This is a genomic window from Azospira sp. APE16 (assembly GCF_047901315.1).
GTDB lineage: Bacteria > Pseudomonadota > Gammaproteobacteria > Burkholderiales > Rhodocyclaceae > Azospira > Azospira oryzae.
Genome location: NZ_CP179682.1, coordinates 2,226,409 through 2,247,319 on the forward strand (window position 1 = coordinate 2,226,409; position 20,911 = coordinate 2,247,319).

16 protein-coding genes are annotated in these 20,911 nt (G+C 62.4%); 4 read left to right on the forward strand and 12 right to left on the reverse strand.

From position 1 onward, the window contains the following. Window positions 1-11: 11 nt before the first annotated feature. From ACLSSQ_RS10680 to ACLSSQ_RS10715, 8 genes are all read right to left on the reverse strand, one after another. Window positions 12-2,834, reverse strand: a complete 2,823-nt coding sequence (locus ACLSSQ_RS10680; protein ID WP_416242661.1) for a 2-oxoglutarate dehydrogenase E1 component — start codon at window positions 2,832-2,834, stop codon at window positions 12-14. A gap of 114 nt (window positions 2,835-2,948) precedes the next feature. Then, complete coding sequence (gltA, locus tag ACLSSQ_RS10685; RefSeq protein WP_014237273.1) at window positions 2,949-4,244, reverse strand: citrate synthase; 1,296 nt, start codon at window positions 4,242-4,244, stop codon at window positions 2,949-2,951. 80 nt (window positions 4,245-4,324) lie between these two features. Then, entirely contained in the window at window positions 4,325-4,567 is a 243-nt protein-coding gene (locus ACLSSQ_RS10690) for a succinate dehydrogenase assembly factor 2 (RefSeq protein WP_014237272.1), read from the reverse strand. Further along, window positions 4,567-5,286 carry a succinate dehydrogenase iron-sulfur subunit gene (locus tag ACLSSQ_RS10695; protein WP_014237271.1) on the reverse strand — a complete coding sequence of 240 codons (720 nt, stop codon included), beginning with the start codon at window positions 5,284-5,286 and terminating at the stop codon, window positions 4,567-4,569. The genes ACLSSQ_RS10690 and ACLSSQ_RS10695 overlap by 1 nt, the downstream gene beginning before the upstream one ends. A gap of 21 nt (window positions 5,287-5,307) precedes the next feature. Next, window positions 5,308-7,101: a succinate dehydrogenase flavoprotein subunit gene (gene sdhA / locus ACLSSQ_RS10700; RefSeq protein WP_014237270.1), complete on the reverse strand. Its 1,794-nt coding sequence runs from the start codon at window positions 7,099-7,101 to the stop codon at window positions 5,308-5,310. Window positions 7,102-7,104: 3 nt separating this feature from the next. Beyond that, the gene (gene sdhD / locus ACLSSQ_RS10705) at window positions 7,105-7,452 is read right to left on the reverse strand and encodes a succinate dehydrogenase, hydrophobic membrane anchor protein (protein WP_130458330.1); all 348 of its coding nucleotides are present in this window, start codon (window positions 7,450-7,452) and stop codon (window positions 7,105-7,107) included. Further along, the gene (gene sdhC, locus ACLSSQ_RS10710; RefSeq protein WP_014237268.1) at window positions 7,446-7,838 is read right to left on the reverse strand and encodes a succinate dehydrogenase, cytochrome b556 subunit; all 393 of its coding nucleotides are present in this window, start codon (window positions 7,836-7,838) and stop codon (window positions 7,446-7,448) included. The genes sdhD and sdhC overlap by 7 nt, the downstream gene beginning before the upstream one ends. A gap of 130 nt (window positions 7,839-7,968) precedes the next feature. Further along, on the reverse strand, window positions 7,969-8,709 hold the full coding sequence (locus ACLSSQ_RS10715) for a GntR family transcriptional regulator (RefSeq protein ID WP_014237267.1): 741 nt from the start codon (window positions 8,707-8,709) through the stop codon (window positions 7,969-7,971). A 188-nt stretch (window positions 8,710-8,897) separates the two neighbouring features. On the opposite strand from ACLSSQ_RS10715, the gene ACLSSQ_RS10720 reads away from it, so the two are divergent. From ACLSSQ_RS10720 to ACLSSQ_RS10730, 3 genes are all read left to right on the forward strand, one after another. Next, entirely contained in the window at window positions 8,898-9,884 is a 987-nt protein-coding gene (locus ACLSSQ_RS10720) for a malate dehydrogenase (RefSeq protein ID WP_130458329.1), read from the forward strand. 69 nt (window positions 9,885-9,953) lie between these two features. Then, window positions 9,954-10,961: an HpcH/HpaI aldolase/citrate lyase family protein gene (locus ACLSSQ_RS10725; RefSeq protein WP_416242662.1), complete on the forward strand. Its 1,008-nt coding sequence runs from the start codon at window positions 9,954-9,956 to the stop codon at window positions 10,959-10,961. Window positions 10,962-11,062: 101 nt separating this feature from the next. Next, entirely contained in the window at window positions 11,063-12,223 is a 1,161-nt protein-coding gene (locus ACLSSQ_RS10730; RefSeq protein ID WP_416242663.1) for an NnrS family protein, read from the forward strand. Between the two features lie 43 nt (window positions 12,224-12,266). On the opposite strand, the gene ACLSSQ_RS10735 is transcribed toward ACLSSQ_RS10730, so the two are convergent. The 3 genes from ACLSSQ_RS10735 to ACLSSQ_RS10745 all read right to left on the reverse strand — a co-directional run bounded on the left by ACLSSQ_RS10735 (window position 12,267) and on the right by ACLSSQ_RS10745 (window position 17,943). Next, a complete protein-coding gene (locus ACLSSQ_RS10735) occupies window positions 12,267-12,752 on the reverse strand; it encodes an RNA methyltransferase (protein WP_050804298.1) in 486 nt (161 codons plus the stop codon). A 231-nt stretch (window positions 12,753-12,983) separates the two neighbouring features. After that, complete coding sequence (gene acnB, locus ACLSSQ_RS10740; RefSeq protein WP_205230246.1) at window positions 12,984-15,581, reverse strand: bifunctional aconitate hydratase 2/2-methylisocitrate dehydratase; 2,598 nt, start codon at window positions 15,579-15,581, stop codon at window positions 12,984-12,986. A 190-nt stretch (window positions 15,582-15,771) separates the two neighbouring features. Then, complete coding sequence (locus ACLSSQ_RS10745; protein ID WP_416242664.1) at window positions 15,772-17,943, reverse strand: ABC transporter substrate-binding protein; 2,172 nt, start codon at window positions 17,941-17,943, stop codon at window positions 15,772-15,774. 132 nt (window positions 17,944-18,075) lie between these two features. On the opposite strand from ACLSSQ_RS10745, the gene fabI reads away from it, so the two are divergent. Then, complete coding sequence (fabI, locus tag ACLSSQ_RS10750) at window positions 18,076-18,873, forward strand: enoyl-ACP reductase FabI (protein WP_014237260.1); 798 nt, start codon at window positions 18,076-18,078, stop codon at window positions 18,871-18,873. Window positions 18,874-18,966: 93 nt separating this feature from the next. On the opposite strand, the gene ACLSSQ_RS10755 is transcribed toward fabI, so the two are convergent. After that, on the reverse strand, window positions 18,967-20,859 hold the full coding sequence (locus ACLSSQ_RS10755) for a SurA N-terminal domain-containing protein (RefSeq protein ID WP_416242665.1): 1,893 nt from the start codon (window positions 20,857-20,859) through the stop codon (window positions 18,967-18,969). Window positions 20,860-20,911 lie beyond the last annotated feature (52 nt).

The window sequence follows — 20,911 nt, forward strand, 5'->3', positions numbered from 1 at the left end:
GTCTCTCGGTTTTAGTTCAGTTTGCCCAGTGCTTCTTCCAGCAGGGCTTTTTGTTGCTCCACGTGCTTGGCCAGGTAACCCACGGCCGGCGCAGCAGCAGCAGGACGGGCCACCACGTGCAGGGTCTGACCCTTCTTCAGGGCGACTTGCAGGCGGTGAGCCTTGGCGTACCAGGCACCCTGGTTCAGGGGCTCTTCCTGGCACCACACCAGTTCCTTGGCGTTGGGGAACTTGGACAGTTCCTCATCGAAGCGCTTGTCGTCGAACGGATACAGCTGCTCGACGCGCAGGATGGCGATGTTCTCCAGCTTGCGTTCCTTGCGGGCGGCCACCAGGTCGTAATAGACCTTGCCGGCGCAGGCGATGACACGGGTGACCTTCTTCGCTTCCAGCTTCTCGGTTTCGCCGATGATGGTCTGGAAGGTGCCGTTGGCCAGCTCGTCCAGGGAGCAGGAAGCGCTGGGGTTGCGCAGCAGGGACTTGGGCGTCATCACCACCAGGGGCTTGCGCTGCTTGCGCACCATCTGGCGACGCAGCAGGTGGAAGATCTGGGCGGCGTTGGAGGGGTAGCAGACTTCCCAGTTGAACTCGGCGGAGAGCTGCATGTAGCGTTCCAGGCGGGCGGAGGAGTGCTCCGGACCCTGGCCTTCGTAGCCGTGGGGCAGCAGCAGGGTCAGACCGCAGGCACGACCCCACTTGGCCTCGCCGGAGCAGAGGAACTGGTCGATCACCACCTGGGCGCCGTTGGCGAAGTCGCCGAACTGGCCTTCCCACACCACCAGCTCATTGGGCTCGGCGGTGGCGTAGCCGTATTCGAAGGCCAGCACGGCCTCTTCGGACAGCACGGAGTCGAAGCTCTGGAAATTGCCCTGGTCTTCCTGCAGGTTGGCCAGGGGGATGTAGGAACCGGCGTCCCACTTTTCCCGGTTCTGGTCGTGCAGCACACCGTGACGGTGGAAGAAGGTGCCGCGACCCACGTCCTCGCCGGAAATGCGCACGCCGTAGCCCTGGGCCAGCAGGGTGGCGTAGGCCAGGTTCTCGGCCATGCCCCAGTCCACCGGCAGCTTGCCCTCACCCATCTGGGCCCGGTCTTCGATGATCTTCTTGACGCGGGAGTGCATGGTGAAGTTTTCGGGAATGGCAGTCAGGCGCTTGGCCAGACGCTGCAGTTCCTTCTTCGGCACCTTGGTGTTGCCGAGCTCGGTGTACTTCTTGTTGGTGTAGGGCGCCCAGTCGTTGGCGTGCTGACGCTTGTAGTTGGACAGCACGGGGTCGGACAGCAGCTTGCCCTGGTCCAGGGCGGCGCGGAAGTCCTTGATGATCTGGTCGGGACCGTCGGCGGAGAGCACGCCCTGGGCCACCAGCTTGTCCGCATACAGCTTGCGGGTGCCGGGGTGGGCCTGGATCTTCTTGTACATCAGGGGCTGGGTCACCATCGGCTCGTCCTGCTCGTTGTGGCCGAGCTTGCGGAAACAGATGATGTCGATGACCACGTCCTTCTTGAAGGTCTGACGGAATTCCAGGGCCAGCTGGGTGACCAGGGCCACGGCTTCCGGATCGTCGCCATTGACGTGGAAGATCGGGGCTTCGACCATCTTGAAGATGTCGGAGCAGTACAGGGAGGAACGGTAGTCCCGGGGATCGGAGGTGGTGAAGCCGATCTGGTTGTTCACCACGACGTGCACCGTACCGCCGGTGCCGTAGCCGCGGGTCTGGGAGAAGTTCAGCATTTCCTGGTTCACGCCCTGGCCGGCAACGGCGGCATCGCCATGGATCAGGACGGGCAGGATCTGGGCCTTGGCCGCATCGTCACCGCCGCGACGACGCTGGCGGGCATAGACGGAACCTTCCACCACCGGGTTCACGATTTCCAGGTGGGAGGGGTTGAAGGCCAGGGTCAGGTGCACCGGACCATGGTCGGTGGACACGTCGGAGGAGAAGCCCATGTGATACTTCACGTCGCCGGAGGACAGGTCCTGGGCCTTCTTGCCTTCGAACTCGTCGAACAGCATCTTGGGCGCCTTGCCCAGGGTGTTCACCAGCACGTTGAGGCGGCCGCGGTGGGCCATGCCGATGACGATTTCCTGGACGCCGGTGGCGGCGCCGGTGCGGATCACTTCGTCCATGGCGACGATGAGGGACTCGCCGCCTTCCAGGGAGAAGCGCTTCTGACCCACGTAGCGGGTGTGCAGGTAGCGTTCCAGGGTCTCGGCCACGGTCAGGCGGTCGAGCAGGCGCTTCTTGCGCTCGGGCGTGTAGTTGCCATTGCCGCGGCTGGGTTCCAGGCGCTCCTGCAGCCAGCGCTTCTGGGCAATGTCGCTCATGTACATGTATTCGACGCCGATGGAACCGCAGTAGGTTTCCTTCAGCGCCTCGATGATCTGGCCCAGGGGAGCGCGATCGGCGCCGAACTGGAAGGAGCCGGTATTGAAGGGCTCGTTCAGGTCGGCGGGCGTGAAGCCGTAGAAGGACGGCTCCAGTTCCTGGATTTCGGGGCGTTCCTGGCGCTTGAGCGGGTCCAGATTGGCCCAGCGGTTGCCCAGGAAGCGGTAGGCATTGATCAGCTGCAGGACGGCAACCTGCTTCTTGTCGTCAGCGGCGGCCACCACGGTACGCACCGGACCCCGCTTGCCCTGTTCGGCAAAGGCGGCGATCACGGGGAAGTGGGGAACATCGCGGGCAGCGGCACCCGGCTGCTGGGCCAGCTTGTCGAAGTATTCGCGCCATTCGTCGGGAACGGACGCGGGATTGTCGAGGTAGTTCTCGTACAGCTCCTCCACGAACGGGGCATTGCCGCCGAAGAGGTAGGAGGTGCCGAAGTTTTGCATCATCATGGCAATCACCTGTGGTGTGGTTTTATTGTTGGAACGTCTGTCTCTCACTGCAATCGGCGGAATTTTCCGCCGACCATTGAAAAAAAGGGCGGCCACGCCGCCCCTTTTCTCGTCTTACTTACGGCTGGCCAGCGGCGCGACGTCGCGCTTGGCGGCGCCGATGTACAGCTGACGCGGACGACCGATCTTGTATTCCGGATCGGTGATCATCTCTTCCCACTGGGTCATCCAGCCCACGGTACGAGCCAGGGCGAAGATGCAGGTGAACATGGAGGTGGGGATACCGAGGGCCTTCTGCACGATGCCGGAGTAGAAGTCCACGTTCGGGTAGAGCTTCTTCTCGACGAAGTACGGATCTTCCAGGGCGATCTTTTCCAGTTCCATGGCCAGCTTGAACAGGCGATCGTTTTCCAGGCCCAGTTCCTTCAGAACGTCGTTGCACACCTGGCGCATCAGCTTGGCGCGGGGGTCGAAGTTCTTGTAGACGCGGTGACCGAAGCCCATCAGCTTGAAGGAGTCGTTCTTGTCCTTGGCGCGGGCGATGTATTCGCCGACGCGGGAGACGTCGCCGATCTCTTCCAGCATCTGCAGGCAGGCTTCATTGGCGCCGCCGTGGGCAGGGCCCCACAGGCAGGCGATACCGGCGGAGATGCAGGCGAAGGGGTTGGCACCGGAGGAGCCGGCCAGACGCACGGTGGAGGTGGAGGCGTTCTGCTCGTGGTCGGCGTGGAGGGTGAAGATGATGTCCAGGGCGCGGACCAGCACGGGGTTCGGCTTGTAGGTCTCGCAGGGGGTGCCGAACATCATGTGCATGAAGTTGGCGGTGTAGTCCAGGTCGTTGCGCGGGTACATGAACGGCTGACCGGTCGTGTACTTGTAGGCCATGGCAACGATGGTGGGCATCTTGGCGATGATGCGGTTGAAGCTGATGCTGCGATGCTCGGCATCGGAGAAGTCCATGGCTTCATGGTAGAAGGCGGACAGAGCACCGACCACACCGACCATCACGGCCATGGGGTGGGCGTCGCGGCGGAAGCCGCTGAAGAACTTGGCCAGCTGTTCGTGCACCATGGTGTGGTTCTTGATGGTGTCTTCGAAAGCGGTCTTCTGGGAAGCGTTCGGCAGTTCGCCGTTCTTCAGCAGGTAGGCGACTTCCAGGAAGTTGCAGTTTTCGGCCAGTTGCTCGATGGGATAGCCGCGGTACAGCAGCTCGCCCTTGTCGCCATCGATGAAGGTAATCTTGGATTTGCAGCTGGCAGTGGACAGGAAGCCGGAATCGTAGGTGAAGAGACCGGTTTTGCCGCCCAGGGTACGAATGTCGATACAGTCGTTGCCGTGGGTGGGAGACATGATCGGGAAATCGACCGGCCCTTGGCCTTCGATATTGAGAGTAGCCTTGCGTTCGCTCATTTTGCAGCCCCTGTGGTGGTGGTTGTCATCACTACTTTTTTAGCGAAGGACGAGGCGCCATGGTGGCGCCCCTTCCTTACTCAGCACTTACGCAATTTGGCCAGTACGGCAGCCTCATGCGGGTCGGAAAGTTCCTTGCCCCCAACAATCAGGCCAAGGAAATCCCAATCTTCTAATTCCGCCAGCTTTTTGAAGGCTTCGACCTCCGGTTCCGTCAGCTTGTCGAATTCCTGGTCGAGGAATTTGGTCAGCGTCAGGTCCAGCTCCAGGAGGCCGCGGCGGATGCAGCGCCAGCGAAGGCGCTCGTATTCAGCACGATCCATTAAACAGCACGCCGAACCATCATTTCCTTGATCTTGCCGATGGCCTTGGTGGGGTTCAGGCCCTTCGGACAGACATCAACGCAATTCATGATGGTGTGGCAACGGAACAGGCGATACGGGTCTTCCAGGTTGTCCAGACGTTCATTGGTGGCCTGGTCGCGGGTATCGGCGATGAAGCGGTAAGCAGCCAGCAGGCCGGCCGGACCGACGAACTTGTCGGGGTTCCACCAGAAGGACGGGCAGGAGGTGGAGCAGCAGGCGCATAGGATGCACTCGTACAGGCCGTTCAGCTCTTCACGCTCTTCCGGAGACTGCAGACGCTCGCGCTCGGGAGGAGGATCGTTGTTGATCAGGTACGGCTTGATGGAGTGGTACTGCTTGAAGAACTGGGTCATGTCCACGATCAGGTCGCGCACCACGGGCAGACCGGGCAGGGGCCGCAGCACGATGGGCTGGGGCAGCTCGTCCACGTCGGTGAGGCAGGCCAGACGGTTCTTGCCATTGACGTTCATGGCGTCGGAACCGCACACGCCTTCGCGGCAGGAGCGGCGGAAAGCCAGGGAATCGTCCTTGACCTTCAGGCGCACCAGAGCATCCAGCAGCTTCTTGTCGGACTGTTCCAGTTCGACGGTGATGTCCTGCATGTAAGGTGCGTTGTCCTTATCCGGATCGTAGCGATAGATCTTGAATTGAACGGTACGTTTGGTATTGGCGCTCATTTGCGTAATTCCTTCCTGGCCTTAGTAGGTCCGCTTGGCGAGAGCGATGGACTCGACGTCGGCAGACATCGGCTGCAGGTTCACCGGCTTGTAGTCGAGGCGGTTGCCTTCGGAGTACCACAGGGTGTGCTTGAGCCAGTTCTTGTCGTCGCGGCCGGCCGGGGTCTCGGCGGTATCCAGGGCATCGTCGCGCACGTGGGCGCCGCGGGATTCCTTGCGGGCTTCGGCGGAGATCATGGTGGCCTTGGCCACTTCGATCAGGTTGTCCAGTTCAAGGGCTTCGGTACGGGCGGTGTTCCAGACCTTGGACTTGTCCTTGATCTCGGTGGTCTTGGCCCGTTCGGCGACCTTCTTGATTTCCTCGACGCCAGCCTTGAGCAGGTCGTTGAAGCGGAACACGCCGGCATGCTTTTGCATGGTGCGCTGCATGGCCAGACGGACTTCATGCACGCTCTCGCCGTTCTTCTGGTTGTCCAGACGGGCGATACGGGCCAGGGAAACGTCGGCGGCGTTGGCCGGCAGGGGCTTGTGGGCGCGGGGATTGCCCTTCAGGTCTTCCACCACGGACTCGCCGGAGGACTTGCCGAAGACCAGCAGGTCCAGCAGGGAGTTGGTGCCCAGGCGGTTGGCGCCATGCACGGAAGCGCAGGCACATTCGCCGGCGGCGTAGAAACCGCCCACGGGAACGGACTTCTCGTCGCCCTTCGGCACAATGACCTGGCCCTTGTAGTTGGTCGGAATACCGCCCATCTGGTAGTGGCAGGTCGGCACCACGGGGATCGGGGCCTTGATGGGATCCACACCGGCAAACTGGATGGAGATTTCACGAATGCCGGGCAGGCGCTTCATGATGGTCTCGGGGGACAGGTGGGTAATGTCCAGCAGCACGTGATCCTTGTCGGGACCGCAGCCGCGGCCTTCGTTGATCTCGGTCACCATGGAACGGGACACCACGTCGCGGGAGGCCAGATCCTTCAGGTTGGGGGCATAGCGTTCCATGAAGCGCTCGCCGGAAGCGTTGCGCAGAATGCCGCCTTCGCCGCGCACGCCTTCGGTGATCAGCACACCGGCACCGGCCACGCCGGTGGGGTGGAACTGCCAGAATTCCATGTCTTCCAGGGGGATGCCGGCACGGGCAGCCATACCGACGCCGTCACCGGTGTTGATGAAGGCATTGGTGGAAGAGTAGTAGATGCGACCGGCACCGCCGGTGGCGAAAATGGTGGCCTTGGCGTGGAAGATGTGGACTTCGCCGGTTTCCATTTCCATGGCGGTCACGCCCAGCACGTCGCCGTCTTCGTCACGGATCAGGTCCAGGGCCATCCATTCCACGAAGAACTGGGTGTTGGCCTTGACGTTGCGCTGGTACATGGCGTGCAGCATGGCATGACCGGTACGGTCGGCAGCGGCACAGGAGCGGTTCACCGGCTTCTCGCCATAGTTCTGGGAGTGGCCGCCGAAGGGGCGCTGGTAGATTTTGCCGCTGTCCAGACGGTCGAAGGGCATGCCGAAGTGTTCCAGTTCCACGACCACTTCGTTGGCCTTCTTCACCATGAATTCGATGGCGTCCTGGTCACCGAGCCAGTCGGAACCCTTGACGGTGTCGTACATGTGCCAGTGCCAGTTGTCCTCGGTCACATTGCCGAGGGAGGCGGCCACGCCGCCCTGGGCGGCAACCGTATGGGAACGGGTGGGGAACACCTTGGACAGCACGGCGGTCTTGAGACCGGCTTCGGAAACTTGCAGTGCGGCGCGCAGACCGGCACCGCCGGCACCCACGATCACCACATCATACTTATGCACGGGGATAGTCATTACTTACAGTCTCCACAGAATCTGAGTGGCCCAGCCGGCGTAGCCGAGCAGGGCGAAAATGGTCAGGACATGCAGCACCAGGCGGATGCCGGTGGGCTTGACGTAGTCCATCCAGATGTCACGCACGCCGATCCAGGCGTGGTAGAACAGGGAGATGAAAAACAGGAAGGTAATGAACTTCATGAAGCCGTTGGCGAACAGACCGCGCCAGGCTTCGTAGGTATTGGGGCCGATAGCACCGACGGCGGCCAACAGGATGACGGAATAGACGGCCATGATGACGGCCGTGGCGCGCTGGGCAATCCAGTCCTTCAGGCCGTAATGGGCGCCAACAACAATGCGATTTACCATAGCAGGGCAACTCCCAGGATGACGGTCAGCGCGATGCTGACGGCGAAGACGATCTTGCTGGTCAGACGGGCGGATTCGAGATCAACGCCCATGTGCACATCCAGGAACAGGTAGCGGATACCGGCACAGAAGTGGTGACAGAAGGCCCACAGCAGGCCCAGCAGGATGATCTTGACCAGGGGATGGGCTGCGACGGCCTTGAAGGTGGCAAACGACTCGGGCGTCGCCAGGCTGCTTTGGAACAGCCACAGCAGCAGGGGCAGACACAGGAACAGGCCGGCGCCGCTGACGCGGTGGAGAATGGAAAGAATACCCGGTAGGGGCAGGCGGATCGTTGTCAGGTCCAGATTTTTCGGACGCTTCTTTTTGATACTGAGTTCTGCCATGAACGTCATCCCTCTTGCTTGTTGCGAAACGGCGACTGAACTGCCACCGCACCCTTATGAAAGTTATAAATTATAGTGTTTTTCGACTTCCCTTTGTTTCCGAATTTCCGTTGCCGCCGACCTCCTTGCCTCAGCCTAGTTCATTCAGATAATGGTGTTTCTGGGTCGAGTAAAAGCCGCGGCGCCACTCGACCGGCTTGTTGCCGTAGGTAAATGCCACCCGCTCCACCAGCAGCAGGGGACTACCTTCCGGCACCCGCAGCAAATCCGCATTGCTCTTGTCCGCAGCCACGGCACGAATGCGCTCTTCGGCGCGGATCATGCGCACGCCGTAACGGGACTCGTACATGCTGTAGAGGGATTGATCGCTGCCCTTGAGGATTTCCAGGGAGAGATCGGGAAAGAGATCGCTGGGCACATAGATTTCGTCCAGCACCACCGGCTCGGCATCAAAGCTCAACAACCGGCGCACGATGGTGATGGGCTTGCCGACTTCGAGACCGAGAACCCGCGCCACATCCTGACCGGCCTTGGCACGCCAGCATTCGATGGGTTCGCTGTGGGATTGCTGCAGGCCGCCTTCGTTGGGAACGAGGCGCAAAAAACGGAAGAAGGAACGGGGATCGTTGTGGGTGGCGACGAAAGTGCCCTTGCCCTGACGACGCACCAGGAGATTTTCGGCAGCCATCTCGTCGATGGCCTTGCGCACCGTTCCCTGACTCACACCAAAGCGCAACGCCAGCTCGGATTCGCTGGGAATGGCATCGCCGGGACCCCACTCCCCCGCTTCCAGGCTACTCATCATCAACTCCTTGATCTGACGATACAAAGGGCTGAAGGTGGGCGACAGTGACGTAACTTGGCGGGTCATAATCTGGTTATTTCAGCACAAAAAACGTCAATAGTCTATTCTAATACTTACATCTTATATAAGACATAAGTTGCAACATTGACACCCCGGAAACGAGGGCATACTATTTCAAAGCTTGGCGCGGAGAGCCTGCGCCGGCGACGAATTCACGAATTTTGTTCAACGACTGTACTCACAGGAGTCGCACCATGTCCAAAGCCCCCATGCGCGTAGCCGTTACCGGCGCCGCCGGCCAGATCGGCTACAGCCTGCTCTTCCGCATCGCCTCCGGCGAAATGCTCGGCAAAGACCAGCCCGTCATTCTGCAGCTGCTCGATCTGCCGCAAGCCCAGCAGGCCGTCAAGGGCGTGATGATGGAACTGGAAGACTGTGCTTTCCCGCTGCTGGCCGGCATGGTTGCCACCGACGACCCCAACGTCGCCTTCAAGGATGCCGACGTCTGTCTGCTGGTGGGCGCCCGTCCCCGCAGCAAGGGCATGGAGCGTGCCGACCTGCTGACCGCCAACGGTGCCATCTTCACCGTTCAGGGCAAGGCCATCGCTGAAAACGCAAAGGAAGACGTGAAGGTCCTGGTGGTGGGCAACCCCTGCAACACCAACGCCTACATCGCCGCTTCCGCCGCCAAGAAGGTTGGCCGCACCAACCCCCGCAACTACCACGGCATGCTGCGCCTGGACCACAACCGCGCCCTGTCCCAACTGGCTGCCAAGACCGGCCGCGCCGTTTCCTCCTTCAAGCAGATGGTCGTCTGGGGCAACCACTCCCCCACCATGTACGCCGACTACCGTTTCGCCACCTCCAACGGCGACAACGTCAAGGGCCTGGTGAACGATGCCGTGTGGAACAACGACGTCTTCCTGCCCACCGTGGGCAAGCGCGGCGCCGCCATCATCGAAGCTCGGGGCCTGTCCTCCGCCGCTTCCGCTGCCAATGCCGCCATCGACCACGTGCGTGACTGGGTCCTGGGCTCTTCCGAATGGGTCACCATGGGCGTGCCTTCCGACGGCTCCTACGGCATCCCCGAAGGCGTGGTGTACGGCTTCCCCTGCGAGTGCAAGAACGGCGACTACAAGATCATCCAGGGCCTGGAGATCGACGAGTACAGCCGCGGCAAGATGAACGCCACCCTGGCCGAGCTGGAAGAAGAGCGCGCCGCCGTGGCTTCCATGCTGTAAGCAACAGCAAGCCACTTGCTGCAAAGGCCGCGGTAAAATGCCGCGGCCTTTTTCTTTGGAGCTTTGCCCATGACCCTGCGTCATCCCAACGACGTTCTCTTCGCCGGTGAAAAGCCCTTCCCCGTCCTGCCTGTGGTGGACCACTACGCCGGATCGGAAAAGCTCATGAAGAAGGCCCTGCAGCTGCAGCAGGAACTGGCCCATAACAACCAGCCCGTTTTCGACATCACCTGCGACTGCGAAGACGGTGCCCACGCCGGTGCCGAAGCCGAACATGCGGAAATGGCCGCCGGCCTCATCAGCGGCAGCGACAACCGCTTCGGCCGGGTCGGTGCGCGCATCCACGACATCACCCACCCCCACTGGCGCCAGGATCTGGAAATCCTGGTCTACCACGCCGGCCAGCGCCTCGCTTTCCTGACCATTCCCAAGGTTCGCTCCGTCGACGATGCGCGGACCCAGATCGATGCCCTGCGCAGCATCGAGGCCCAGTGCCGAATCAGTCGCCCCATTCCGGTCCACGTGCTGATCGAAACCCACGGCGCCCTCAAGGACGCCTGGGAAATTGCCGCCCTGCCCGGCGTCGAAAGCCTGGACTTCGGCCTCATGGACTTCGTCTCCGGCCACCACGGTGCCATTCCCGGCAGTGCCATGAAGAGCCCCGGCCAGTTCGACCACCCCCTGGTGGCCCGGGCCAAGGCCGACATCGCCGCCGCCGCCCTGGCCAACGGCGTGGTGCCTTCCCACAATGTCACCACCGAAATCAAGGACACGACCGTGGCGGCCGACGACGCCCGCCGTGCCCGCCGGGAGTTCGGCTATCTGCGCATGTGGAGCATCCACCCCAACCAGATCATGCCCATCGTCGAAGCCATGCGCCCCGACTTTTCCGAAGTGCAGGAAGCCACGGAAATCCTGGAAGCCGCCCAGGACAAGGACTGGGGCCCCATCCAGCATGCCGGCCGACTGCACGACCGGGCTTCCTACCGCTACTACTGGGAACTGCTGCAGCGGGCCCAGGCCACGGGCATGGACATCCCCGCCGGCGCCGCCCGGCGGTTTTTCAGCCAAAGCTGACAGGCATCAAAGCGCATCGAGCATCGGGGCTCCTATTCTGGAGCCCCTTTTCATGTCGGGCCGGCCAGTTGCCGCTGCCTGGCCCAAGCGGACACACCATCGTGAAATTTGCCGAACACCCGCTGTGGCTGGTGGGCTTTCGCCCCTTCTTCGCCCTCGCCTGCCTGGCTGGCCTGAGCCTGCCCTTGCTGTGGGCCGCCGTCTTTTCCGGCGCCCTCGCCCTGCCTGCCGCCTCCATTACCCCGCTGCAATGGCACGCCCACGAAATGTTCTTCGGCTTCGGCTGGGCCGTCCTTGGCGGCTTCCTGCTCACGGCCACGAAAAACTGGGTCTCGGTGCGAGGCCATCACGGCGCTTCCCTGGCCTACCTGGCTGCCGCCTGGCTGCTGGAACGGGTGGTCATGGCCACCGCCGGGTCATGGCCCGGCTGGCTGTTCCACCTGGGCAGCAACCTCTTCATCGGCAGCATCATCGTCATGCTGCTGCATACGCTGATCCGCTACCGGGCCCAGGACAGCTACCGGGACAACTACTATTTCCTGCTGGTGCTGCCGGCCTTTCTCGTGGCCAAGCAATTGCTGCTGCAGCCGGAGACCTTCGCCATCGGCGTCGGCATCACCCTGGGCCTGTTCCGCATGGCCTTCCTGGTGATGTTCGAACGGACCCTGACCCAGTTCATGAAAGGCGTGTTCCAGGTCGCCATCCTCCGCCATCCGCGCCTGGATGGCGCCATCAAGGGGCTGGGGCTGCTGCTGGTGCTGCAACCCCTGCTGCCGGCGCCGGCCGGCGCCGTCCTGGCCCTGCTGCTGGCCGCCCTGCTCCTGCTGCGCCTGGCATTCTGGAAGCCCCTGCTGGGTCTCAGCCGCATCGACATCGGCGTCATGTACCTGGGCTATCTGGCCATCACCGCCCAACTGCTGCTGGAGAGCCTGCATTACTTCAGCCCGGTGCCCTGGATCGGCTCCCTGTCGCTCCACGTATTCACCTTCGGCGCCATGGGCCTGGTGATTCCGGCCATGCTGATCCGCATCGCCAAGGGACATACCGGCCGCAAGGTGGTCTTCGAGACCCTGGACAAGCTGGCCCTGGGGCTGATGCTGCTGGGTTTTGTCCTGCGCATCGTCATGCCCCAGTTTTTCCCGGCAGCCTATGTGCATTGGATCTATCTGGCTGCCGCCTGCTGGCTGGGCTGTTTCGGCCTGCTCGGCTGGCGCCTGATCCCCTTCCTGCTCGCTCCCCGGGTGGACGGCAAGGTGCATTAGCCTGGAAGGGCGCCATGGCGCCCTTCCAGGCCGAGGCGGCCCACTAGCCGCGGTAGCCGCCGGCCTTCAGCATCCGGTCGTACAGCACCACATTGACCGTCGCTGCCAGGTTCATGCAGCCGTGGGTCGGGATGTAGACGATATCCTGGCACCAGGAGGTGACGTTCTTCCTCAGGCTGCCATCCTCCGGGCCAAAGATGTAGAAGGCCCGCTCCGGGTGGCGGTACTCGGTCAGGGGCTTGGCCTCCGGCACCAGTTCGATGGCCACCGGCACACAGCCCAGGGGGATCACCTGCTGCAGATCGTCCACGCCGATCAGGGGCAGCTGCTGATGCACCTGCTTGGTGTCGGTGCAGAATTCCTTGGCCGTGTCATAGCGCTTGCCGGTGTAGAAAACCGTATTGACCCCATAGCAGCCGGCAGCCCGCATGATGGAGCCCACGTTGCCCGGGCTTTTGGGGTTGTACAGGCCGATGCAGGAATAGCCGCTGCAGGTTTTGATGGCCTGCTTTTTGGTGATGATTTCCATTGTTTCCCTTAACACGGCAAAGCCGGCGACTGGTCATGGCGCCGTTGCCCGGAGCCGGAGCATAACCGATCCCGGCCGGCATTCCATAGCAGTCAGCCGTGCCACCGTGGCTGCCAACAGCGGGATCGGCACGCCAAAGGAAAGGTGTCGCTGCAAAAAAAAACGGCCCCGCCGAAGCGGGGCCGCATCTCCTCGTGTTGCTTCCTTTGGTTTTGTCTTGCGCCGTACCGCTCAGACGGTAACGGTTTCCGCCACTTCCACGAACTCGGGGATCTGGTCGAAGTTCATGTAGCGGTAGATGTCGGCAGCCTTGGCGTTAACCACCTGGATGTATTCCATGTACTCGGCCACAGTCGGGATCTTGCCCAGCAGGGAGCACATGGCGGCCAGTTCGGCGGAGCCCAGGTATACCCGGGTGTCGATGCCCAGACGGTTGGGGAAGTTCCGGGTGGAAGTGGACATGGCGGTGGAACCCTTGCGGATCTGGGCCTGGTTGCCCATGCACAGGGAGCAGCCCGGCATTTCCATACGGGCACCGGCCTTGCCGAGGACGCTGTAATAGCCTTCTTCGGTCAGGATCAGGGCATCCATCTTGGTGGGCGGAGCGATCCACAGGCGGGTCGGAATGTCGGACTTGCCATCCAGCACCTTGCCGGCAGCGCGGAAGTGACCGATGTTGGTCATGCAGGAGCCGATGAACACTTCGTCGATCTTGTCGCCGGCGACTTCGGAGAGGACCTTCACGTCATCCGGGTCGTTGGGGCAGGCGACGATGGGTTCCTTGACGTCGGCCAGATCGATCTCGATCACGGCGGCGTACTGGGCATCGGCGTCGGCCTTGAGCAGGGTACCGTTGGCGATCCACTCTTCCATGGCCTTGATGCGGCGCTTCAGGGTACGGGCGTCCTGGTAGCCTTCGGCAATCATCCACTTCATCAGGGTGATGTTGGAGCGCAGGTACTCGACGATCGGCTCCTTGTTCAGGGCGATGGCGCAAGCAGCGGCGGAACGCTCGGCAGCGGCGTCGGAGAGCTCAAAGGCTTGTTCCACCTTCAGATCGGGCAGACCTTCGATTTCCAGGATGCGGCCGGAGAACACGTTCTTCTTGCCCTTCTTCTCCACGGTCAGCAGGCCCTGCTTGATGGCGTACAGGGGGATGGCGTTGACCAGATCGCGCAGGGTGATGCCGGGCTGCATCTTGCCCTTGAAGCGCACCAGCACGGATTCGGGCATGTCCAGGGGCATCACGCCGGTGGCGGCAGCGAAGGCCACCAGACCGGAACCGGCCGGGAAGGAGATGCCGATGGGGAAACGGGTGTGGGAGTCACCACCGGTACCCACCGTATCGGGCAGCAGCAGACGGTTCAGCCAGGAGTGGATGACGCCGTCACCAGGACGCAGGGCAACGCCGCCGCGGGTGCTGATGAAGGAAGGCAGTTCGCGGTGCATGCGCACGTCCACCAGCTTGGGATAAGCGGCGGTGTGACAGAAGGACTGCATCACCAGGTCGGCAGAGAAGCCCAGGCAAGCCAGGTCCTTCAGCTCGTCGCGGGTCATGGGACCGGTGGTGTCCTGGGAACCCACGGTGGTCATCTTCGGTTCGCAGTAGGTGCCGGGCAGGATGCCCTTGCCTTCCGGCAGACCGCAGGCACGGCCCACCATCTTCTGGGCCAGGGAGTAGCCCTTGCCCGGATCGTTGGGCTGCTGGGGCAGGCGGAACAGGGTGGAAGGAGCCAGGCCCAGGGCTTCGCGGGCCTTGGTGGTCAGGCCGCGACCGATGATCAGGGGAATGCGGCCGCCGGCGCGCACTTCGTCCAGGATCACGGGGGTCTTCAGCTGGGCTTCAGCGATGACGGCACCGTTCTTCAGGGCGGTGACCTTGGCGGTGGCCTGGTCGATCTTCAGCTCGATCTCGTCGCCCATGTCCATCTGGCCAACGTCCAGCTCGATGGGCAGAGCGCCGGCATCTTCCATGGTGTTGAAGAAGATGGGAGCAATCTTGGAGCCCAGGCAGACGCCGCCGAAGCGCTTGTTCGGCACGAAGGGGATGTCTTCGCCGGTGAACCACAGCACGGAGTTGGTGGCGGACTTGCGGGAAGAACCGGTACCCACCACGTCGCCCACGTAGGCGATCAGGTTGCCCTTCTTGGCCAGGGCTTCCAGTTGCTTGACGGGACCGCGCTCGCCAGCCTTGTCGGCTTCGATACCCGGACGGGGGTTCTTCAGCATGGCCAGGGCATGCAGGGGGATGTCAGGACGGGACCAGGCATCCGGAGCGGGAGACAGGTCGTCGGTGTTGGTTTCGCCGGTGACCTTGAACACGGTCAGCTTCTGGGAAGCGGGGACTTCGGGACGGGAGGTGAACCACTCGGCATCGGCCCAGGACTGCATCACGGCCTTGGCGTTGGCGTTGCCACCCTTGGCCAGCTCGGCCACGTCGTGGAAGAAGTCGAACACCAGCAGGGTCTTCTTCAGGCCTTCGGCGGCCACGGCGCCGACTTCGGCGTCGCCCAGCAGGTCGATCATGGGCTTGACGTTGTAGCCGCCGAGCATGGTGCCCAGCAGTTCGGTGGCCTTGGCGCGGGAAATCAGGGCACAGGAAAGCTCACCCTTGGCCACCTTGGCCAGGAACTCGGCCTTGACCTTGGCGGCATCATCAACACCGGCGGGAACACGGTAGGTAATCAGCTCCACCAGGGCCTGCTCCTCGCCCTTGGGCGGGTTTTGCAGCAGGGCGACCAGATCCTTGGTCTGGGCGGCGGACAGAGGCAGGGGGGGGATACCGAGTGCGGCACGCTCGGCGACGTGTTGGCGGTAGGCTTCAAGCACGGCTGGTTCCTCTCGACAGGTGGAATTCAGTGATCTGGGGACAGGGGAGCTGCCCGAAATACGCAACTGCATTCGCAGTCGCCGGAAGCTCCTTAAGTCTTATATATGATATCAGACATCACAGCGGATTTGTGCGACGCCAGAACGCAAAAAAATAGCGCAATACGGGACAAAGGAACAGGGGCGCCGATCAGCGGGCGGACTGCTGCTCCCGGCGACGATGGGCGCGCACCGCCGGCACCAGCAGGCCCGCCAGCGCCAGGAGCAGGAGGGCCAGGGGCCAGCGCACGGGCTGGTTCCATTCCCGCTGCCGGGCCACCCGGTCGGCGCCATCGACGCGCTGGTACTTGAGGGTGTTGTTGCCCACATCCGTGGGCTTGCGGTTGTAGAGCCAGCGGTGGCCGAGGGTGTAGTTCTTGGGGTGGAAGCCGAAGACCCAGGGGGCATCCTGCTGCACCAGATGCACCATCTGGCGGATGATCTTTTGCCGCTCAGGCCCGTTCTCCATGTTCTTCATGCGTTCGAAGAGGCGGTCGAACTCCGGGTTCATGTAATTGGCGGAGTTCTCTCCCCCGTGCTTGACCCGGGTTTCGCTGCCGTGCAGCAGGAAGAAAAAGTTCTCCGGATCCGGATAGTCCGCATTCCAGCCCAGATAGAACATCTGCACCGCGCCCTTGCGCAGCTTCTCCTGAAAACGGTTCCAGTCGGTGGAACGGACCACCAGCTGGATATCCAGCTTGGCGAACTGGCGGGTCAGCCAGTCCAGCCGCGACTTGTCGCCCATGCCGCCGCCGGTAGTGTCCAGATTCAGCACCAGGGGTTCACCGGTGCGGGCGTTGCGCCCGTTGGGCCAGCCGGCCTCGGCCATGAGGCGGCGGGCGCTCTCGATGGACTTGCGCCTGGGAGCGCCGTCCCGCCAGTCGTAGACCACCGGATTGATACCCCCCTGCCCTTCCTCGAAGCCGAAGATTCCGGGCGCCAGGGGGCTCATGGCAGGAATGCCACGGCCATTCATGAAAATGGAAATGAACTCTTCCTGGTCGATGCCGATGGAAATGGCTTGGCGCAGCTTGCGCCCCCCATCGCCCAGGCCGCCGACCAGGCTGTCCTGCATGTTGAAGCCCATGTAGAAAATGGAAGCCCGGACGCTGGTGAGGAGGCGGATGCCCTTTTCCTGCATTTCCTCGGTGAGCTGCACATCGCCCCCCACATTGAGGCGCACCGCCTGATCGAAACTGTCGGAGGAAATCCCCGAAGCGTCGTAATAGCCCTGGAGGAACTTGTTCCAGTAGGGAATGCTTTCCTTCTCCCGGGTGAACACCACCTTGTCGATGAAAGGCAGCGCCTTGCCGCAATCCGCCAGCAGGCCCTTCTCCCGGTCACCCGGATCACCTTCACAAGGATAGGTTTCCCCGTGGAAATTGGGATTGCGCTCCAGCACCATGCGGCTATTGGGATTATTCTCCGTCAGCATGTAGGGGCCGGTGCCGACCGGATACCAGTCCAGGCTCAGGTTCTTTTCCGCCATGCCGGGCTGGCTGTAAAAGCGGTCCGCCTCCCGCGGCACCGGGGCGAAGAAGGGCATGGCCAGCCAGTAGAGGAACTGGGGATACTTGCCCTTGAGGCGAACCCGCCAGGTATAGCGATCCACCTTCTCCACCCCGGCGAGGGGATAGCGGTCCAAGTCCAGCCACCCGCCTGCCGGCGCTTTGGCCGCTTCGGCCTGCAGGATCTTGCCCAGCGCGGCCAGGCCTTCGATGCGTTCGGCCATCATGCCGAAAATGGGGGAATGGAGACGGGGATGGGCCAGGCGCTTCATCTGGTAGATGTAATCGTCGGCCGTCAGCTCGCGGCTGCCGGTCTCGGCAAAGTCGGCCAGGCGCCGTACATCCTGCAGCTTGAGGGGATCGAGATCGCCATAAACGGGGGTGCCGTCGGCCTTCAGGGCAAAGGCCGGATGGGGCTGGTAGCGGATGCCGGGTTTGATGCGGATTTCGTACACGCTGCTGGCAATCAGGCTCTCGTCGGCAGTGGCCGGCAATTGACGGCCGGCGGCATCGTAATAGCGGGGCACCGGCACGCTCTCGGCCGTGGCGGGAATGAGGGTGTAGGGACGCTTCAGATAGTGGTACTGGAGCGGCGGCTCGTAGATCTGGCCGGTAAAGACGCTCTCGTCCTCGGCGTAGGACTGGACCGGGTCCAGGTGTTTGGGGCGCTCGGTGAAGGCCGAATAGAGCACGTTGCGACCGGCTTCCGCCACAGGATAGGGGTCGTTCCAGGGGCCTTCACCGCATCCGGCCAAAAGCAAGGGGAGCAGGGAAACCACGAGGGAGACGATCCCGGAAAGAGAGCCTTTGCGCATGGCCCGGAGTTTAGCGGAAGCGCCTGCGAGCGTCATTAAGGAGCCCCCGGCCCTTAACCTCCCGTGACGCACTGCGGTAAAATGCGCCCCGTTTCCGCTATAATCCCGCGGACTTTCAACTTAGGGGCATGTATGGGCTTTCTTGCCGAAAAACGCATCCTGATCACCGGGCTGCTCTCCAAGCATTCCATCGCCTATGGCATCGCCAAGGCTTGCCATCGTGAAGGCGCCCAGCTGGCTTTCACCTACCAGAACGAACGCTTCCAGGAGCGGGTCGCCAAATTTGCCGCCGAGTTCGACAGCACCCTGGTGCTGCCCTGCGACGTCGCCAGCGACGAGGAAATCACCAACCTGTTCGTCGAACTTGGCAAGCACTGGGACAGCCTCGACGGCCTGGTCCACTCCGTTGCCTACGCGCCGTCCGAATCCCTGGAAGGCGACTTTCTCGATGCCATTTCCCGCGATGCCTTCCGCATCGCCCATGACATTTCCTCCTACAGCTTCCCGGCCCTGACCAAGGCCGCCCGCCCCATGCTGAAGAAGGCCAACGGCTCCGTGCTGGCCCTCTCCTACCTGGGCGCCGAACGCACCATGCCCAACTACAACGTGATGGGCCTGGCCAAGGCCAGCCTGGAAGCGGCCGTGCGCTACATGGCCACCAGCCTGGGCCCCGAAGGCATGCGCGCCAACATCATCTCTGCCGGCCCGATCAAGACCCTGGCCGCCTCCGGCATCGGCAGCTTCGGCAAGCTGCTCTCCTACAACTCCCACCACGCCCCCCTGCGCCGCAACGTGACCATCGAGGAAGTGGGTAACGCCGCCGCTTTCCTGCTGTCCGACCTGGCCAGCGGCATCACCGGCGAAGTGCTGTACGTGGACGGCGGTTTCAACACCACCGCCCTGGGCAACGCCGAACCGATGGGCGCCTGACGAGAAAGCCCTTCTCCGGCGGCCCGTCAGCCGCCGCAATAAAAAAGCCGACCGTTTTCACGGTCGGCTTTTTTGTGCCTCGGATAATGCGGATCAACGATCCTTGTTATCCTCCAGGGCGGCCTTGTTCACTTCGACCTTGTAGCGGGCACGCAGGCCAGCCAGGTAGGCGGCGAAATCTTCCTGGGCCACCAGGGAGGTGTATTCCTTCTGCAGTACCTTGCGCTTGCCTTCATCGAGGGACGAGGGCTGGCTGACCTTCATGATCTTGTACAGCACATAGCCCCCGTTGTTGGGGAACTCCACCCCGGTATAGGCAGGCAGCTTGCCGGCGTCGGCTTTGAAGATAGCCTGCAAGGCCGCAGGCGGCACCTGGCGGCTGCCTTCCATGCGCGACACATTCTTCACTAGAGCCCAGCCCAGCTTGTCCTCGCCGGCCTTCAACTGGGCCAGCTTCTCCTCGCCGGCCTTCTTGGCCAGGGCGTTGCTCTCCTGGATCTTGAGGATTTCCTCAATCTGGCCCTTGACCGTATCGAACGGCTTCAGGCTGGCCGGCTTGTGTTCGACGATACGGGCAGCCACCAGGGTGTTGGGGGCGATTTCAACAGCTTCGGTATTGCGCTTGTTCTTCAGCACATCTTCGCCGAAGAGGGCGGCCAGCGCCTTCTCGTTGCCCAGGACTCCGGCGTTCTGACCGCCGCGACGGGAGAACCAACCTGTCTGCTGCAGCGGCAGCTTGAAGCGGTCCGCCGCCGGCTTGAGGCTGTCGGACTGTTCATAAACCGTGTTGCTGAAGGCCTCAGCCGCTTCGGCAAACTTGCGGGAGGCTGCCTGACGCTTCAGTTCGGCTTCGATCTCCGGCTTCACCTCGTCCAGGGTTTTCAGCTTGCCGCCCTTGATGCCGGTGACCTTGATGATGTGGAAACCGAAATCGGATTGAACCAGGCCGGACAGTTCGCCTTCCTTCTGGCTGAAGACCGCATCCTCGAAAGGCTTGACCATGCTGCCCTTGCCGAAGAAGCCCAGATCGCCACCCTTGCTGGCAGAACCGGGATCCTTGGATTCGCGCTTGGCGATATCGGCGAACTTGGCGGGGCTCTGCTGCACTTCCTTGAGCACGGCTTCGGCCTTGCTCTTGGCCTGGGCCACGTCGCTGCCGCTGGGAATAAGGATGTGGCTGGCGCGGCGCTCTTCGGACTGCTGGTAGCGGTCCTTGTGACCTTCATACCAGGACTTGATCTCTTCCGGCGTCACGACCAGCTGGGCCAGCAAGGCATCGACCGACAGCTGCACGAACTCGGCCCGCACCTGCTCCGGAATTTCGAAGCTGGCCCGGTTTTCCTCATAGAACTTCTGCATGGCCTCGGCACTGGGCTTAGCCTGGGCCGCAAACTGCTCGGGCACAATACGCAGCTCTGCCACTTGCCGCTCTTCCGCCTGAATGCGCAGCATGGCTTCCGCGGCTGCAGCCGCCACCATGCCCGTATCGCTGACGGAGCCGACCAGCTGCTGCAGCGTCAGATCCTGACGCAACTGGGCTTCGAAACCGGTCTGGGTCAGACCCTGGGCCTTGAGGGCGGTTTCGTAACGTGCGGCGGAAAACTTGCCGTCTTCCTGCAGGGCGGGAATCTTGCTGATCACATCGCGCAGCAGGTCGTCGCTGGCCATGAGGCGGCGCTTATTCGCCTCCAGCAGCAGCACCCGCTGATCCACCAGGGAATTAACCACCGCCAGGCGAGCCTCGGGAGACTCCATCAGCGCCGGATTGTAGTTGGGTCCCAGGGCACCCCGGAGCCGCTCCTGCTGGTTGCGCCAGGCCTGCTGATACTGCTGCAGGGTGATGGGCGTGCCACCGACAGTCGCCACATCGCGACTGTCGCCCGCATTGCGGATGTAGGATTCGACCCCCCAGAAAGCGAACGGCAGGGTGATCAATCCGAGAAATACCTGAACGATGCGTTTGTTGTTGCGGACGGCGTCAAACATAAGAAGGCTTCCGTTGTTTGGCTCACTGAAATAAAAAAAGGCGAACTTTCGT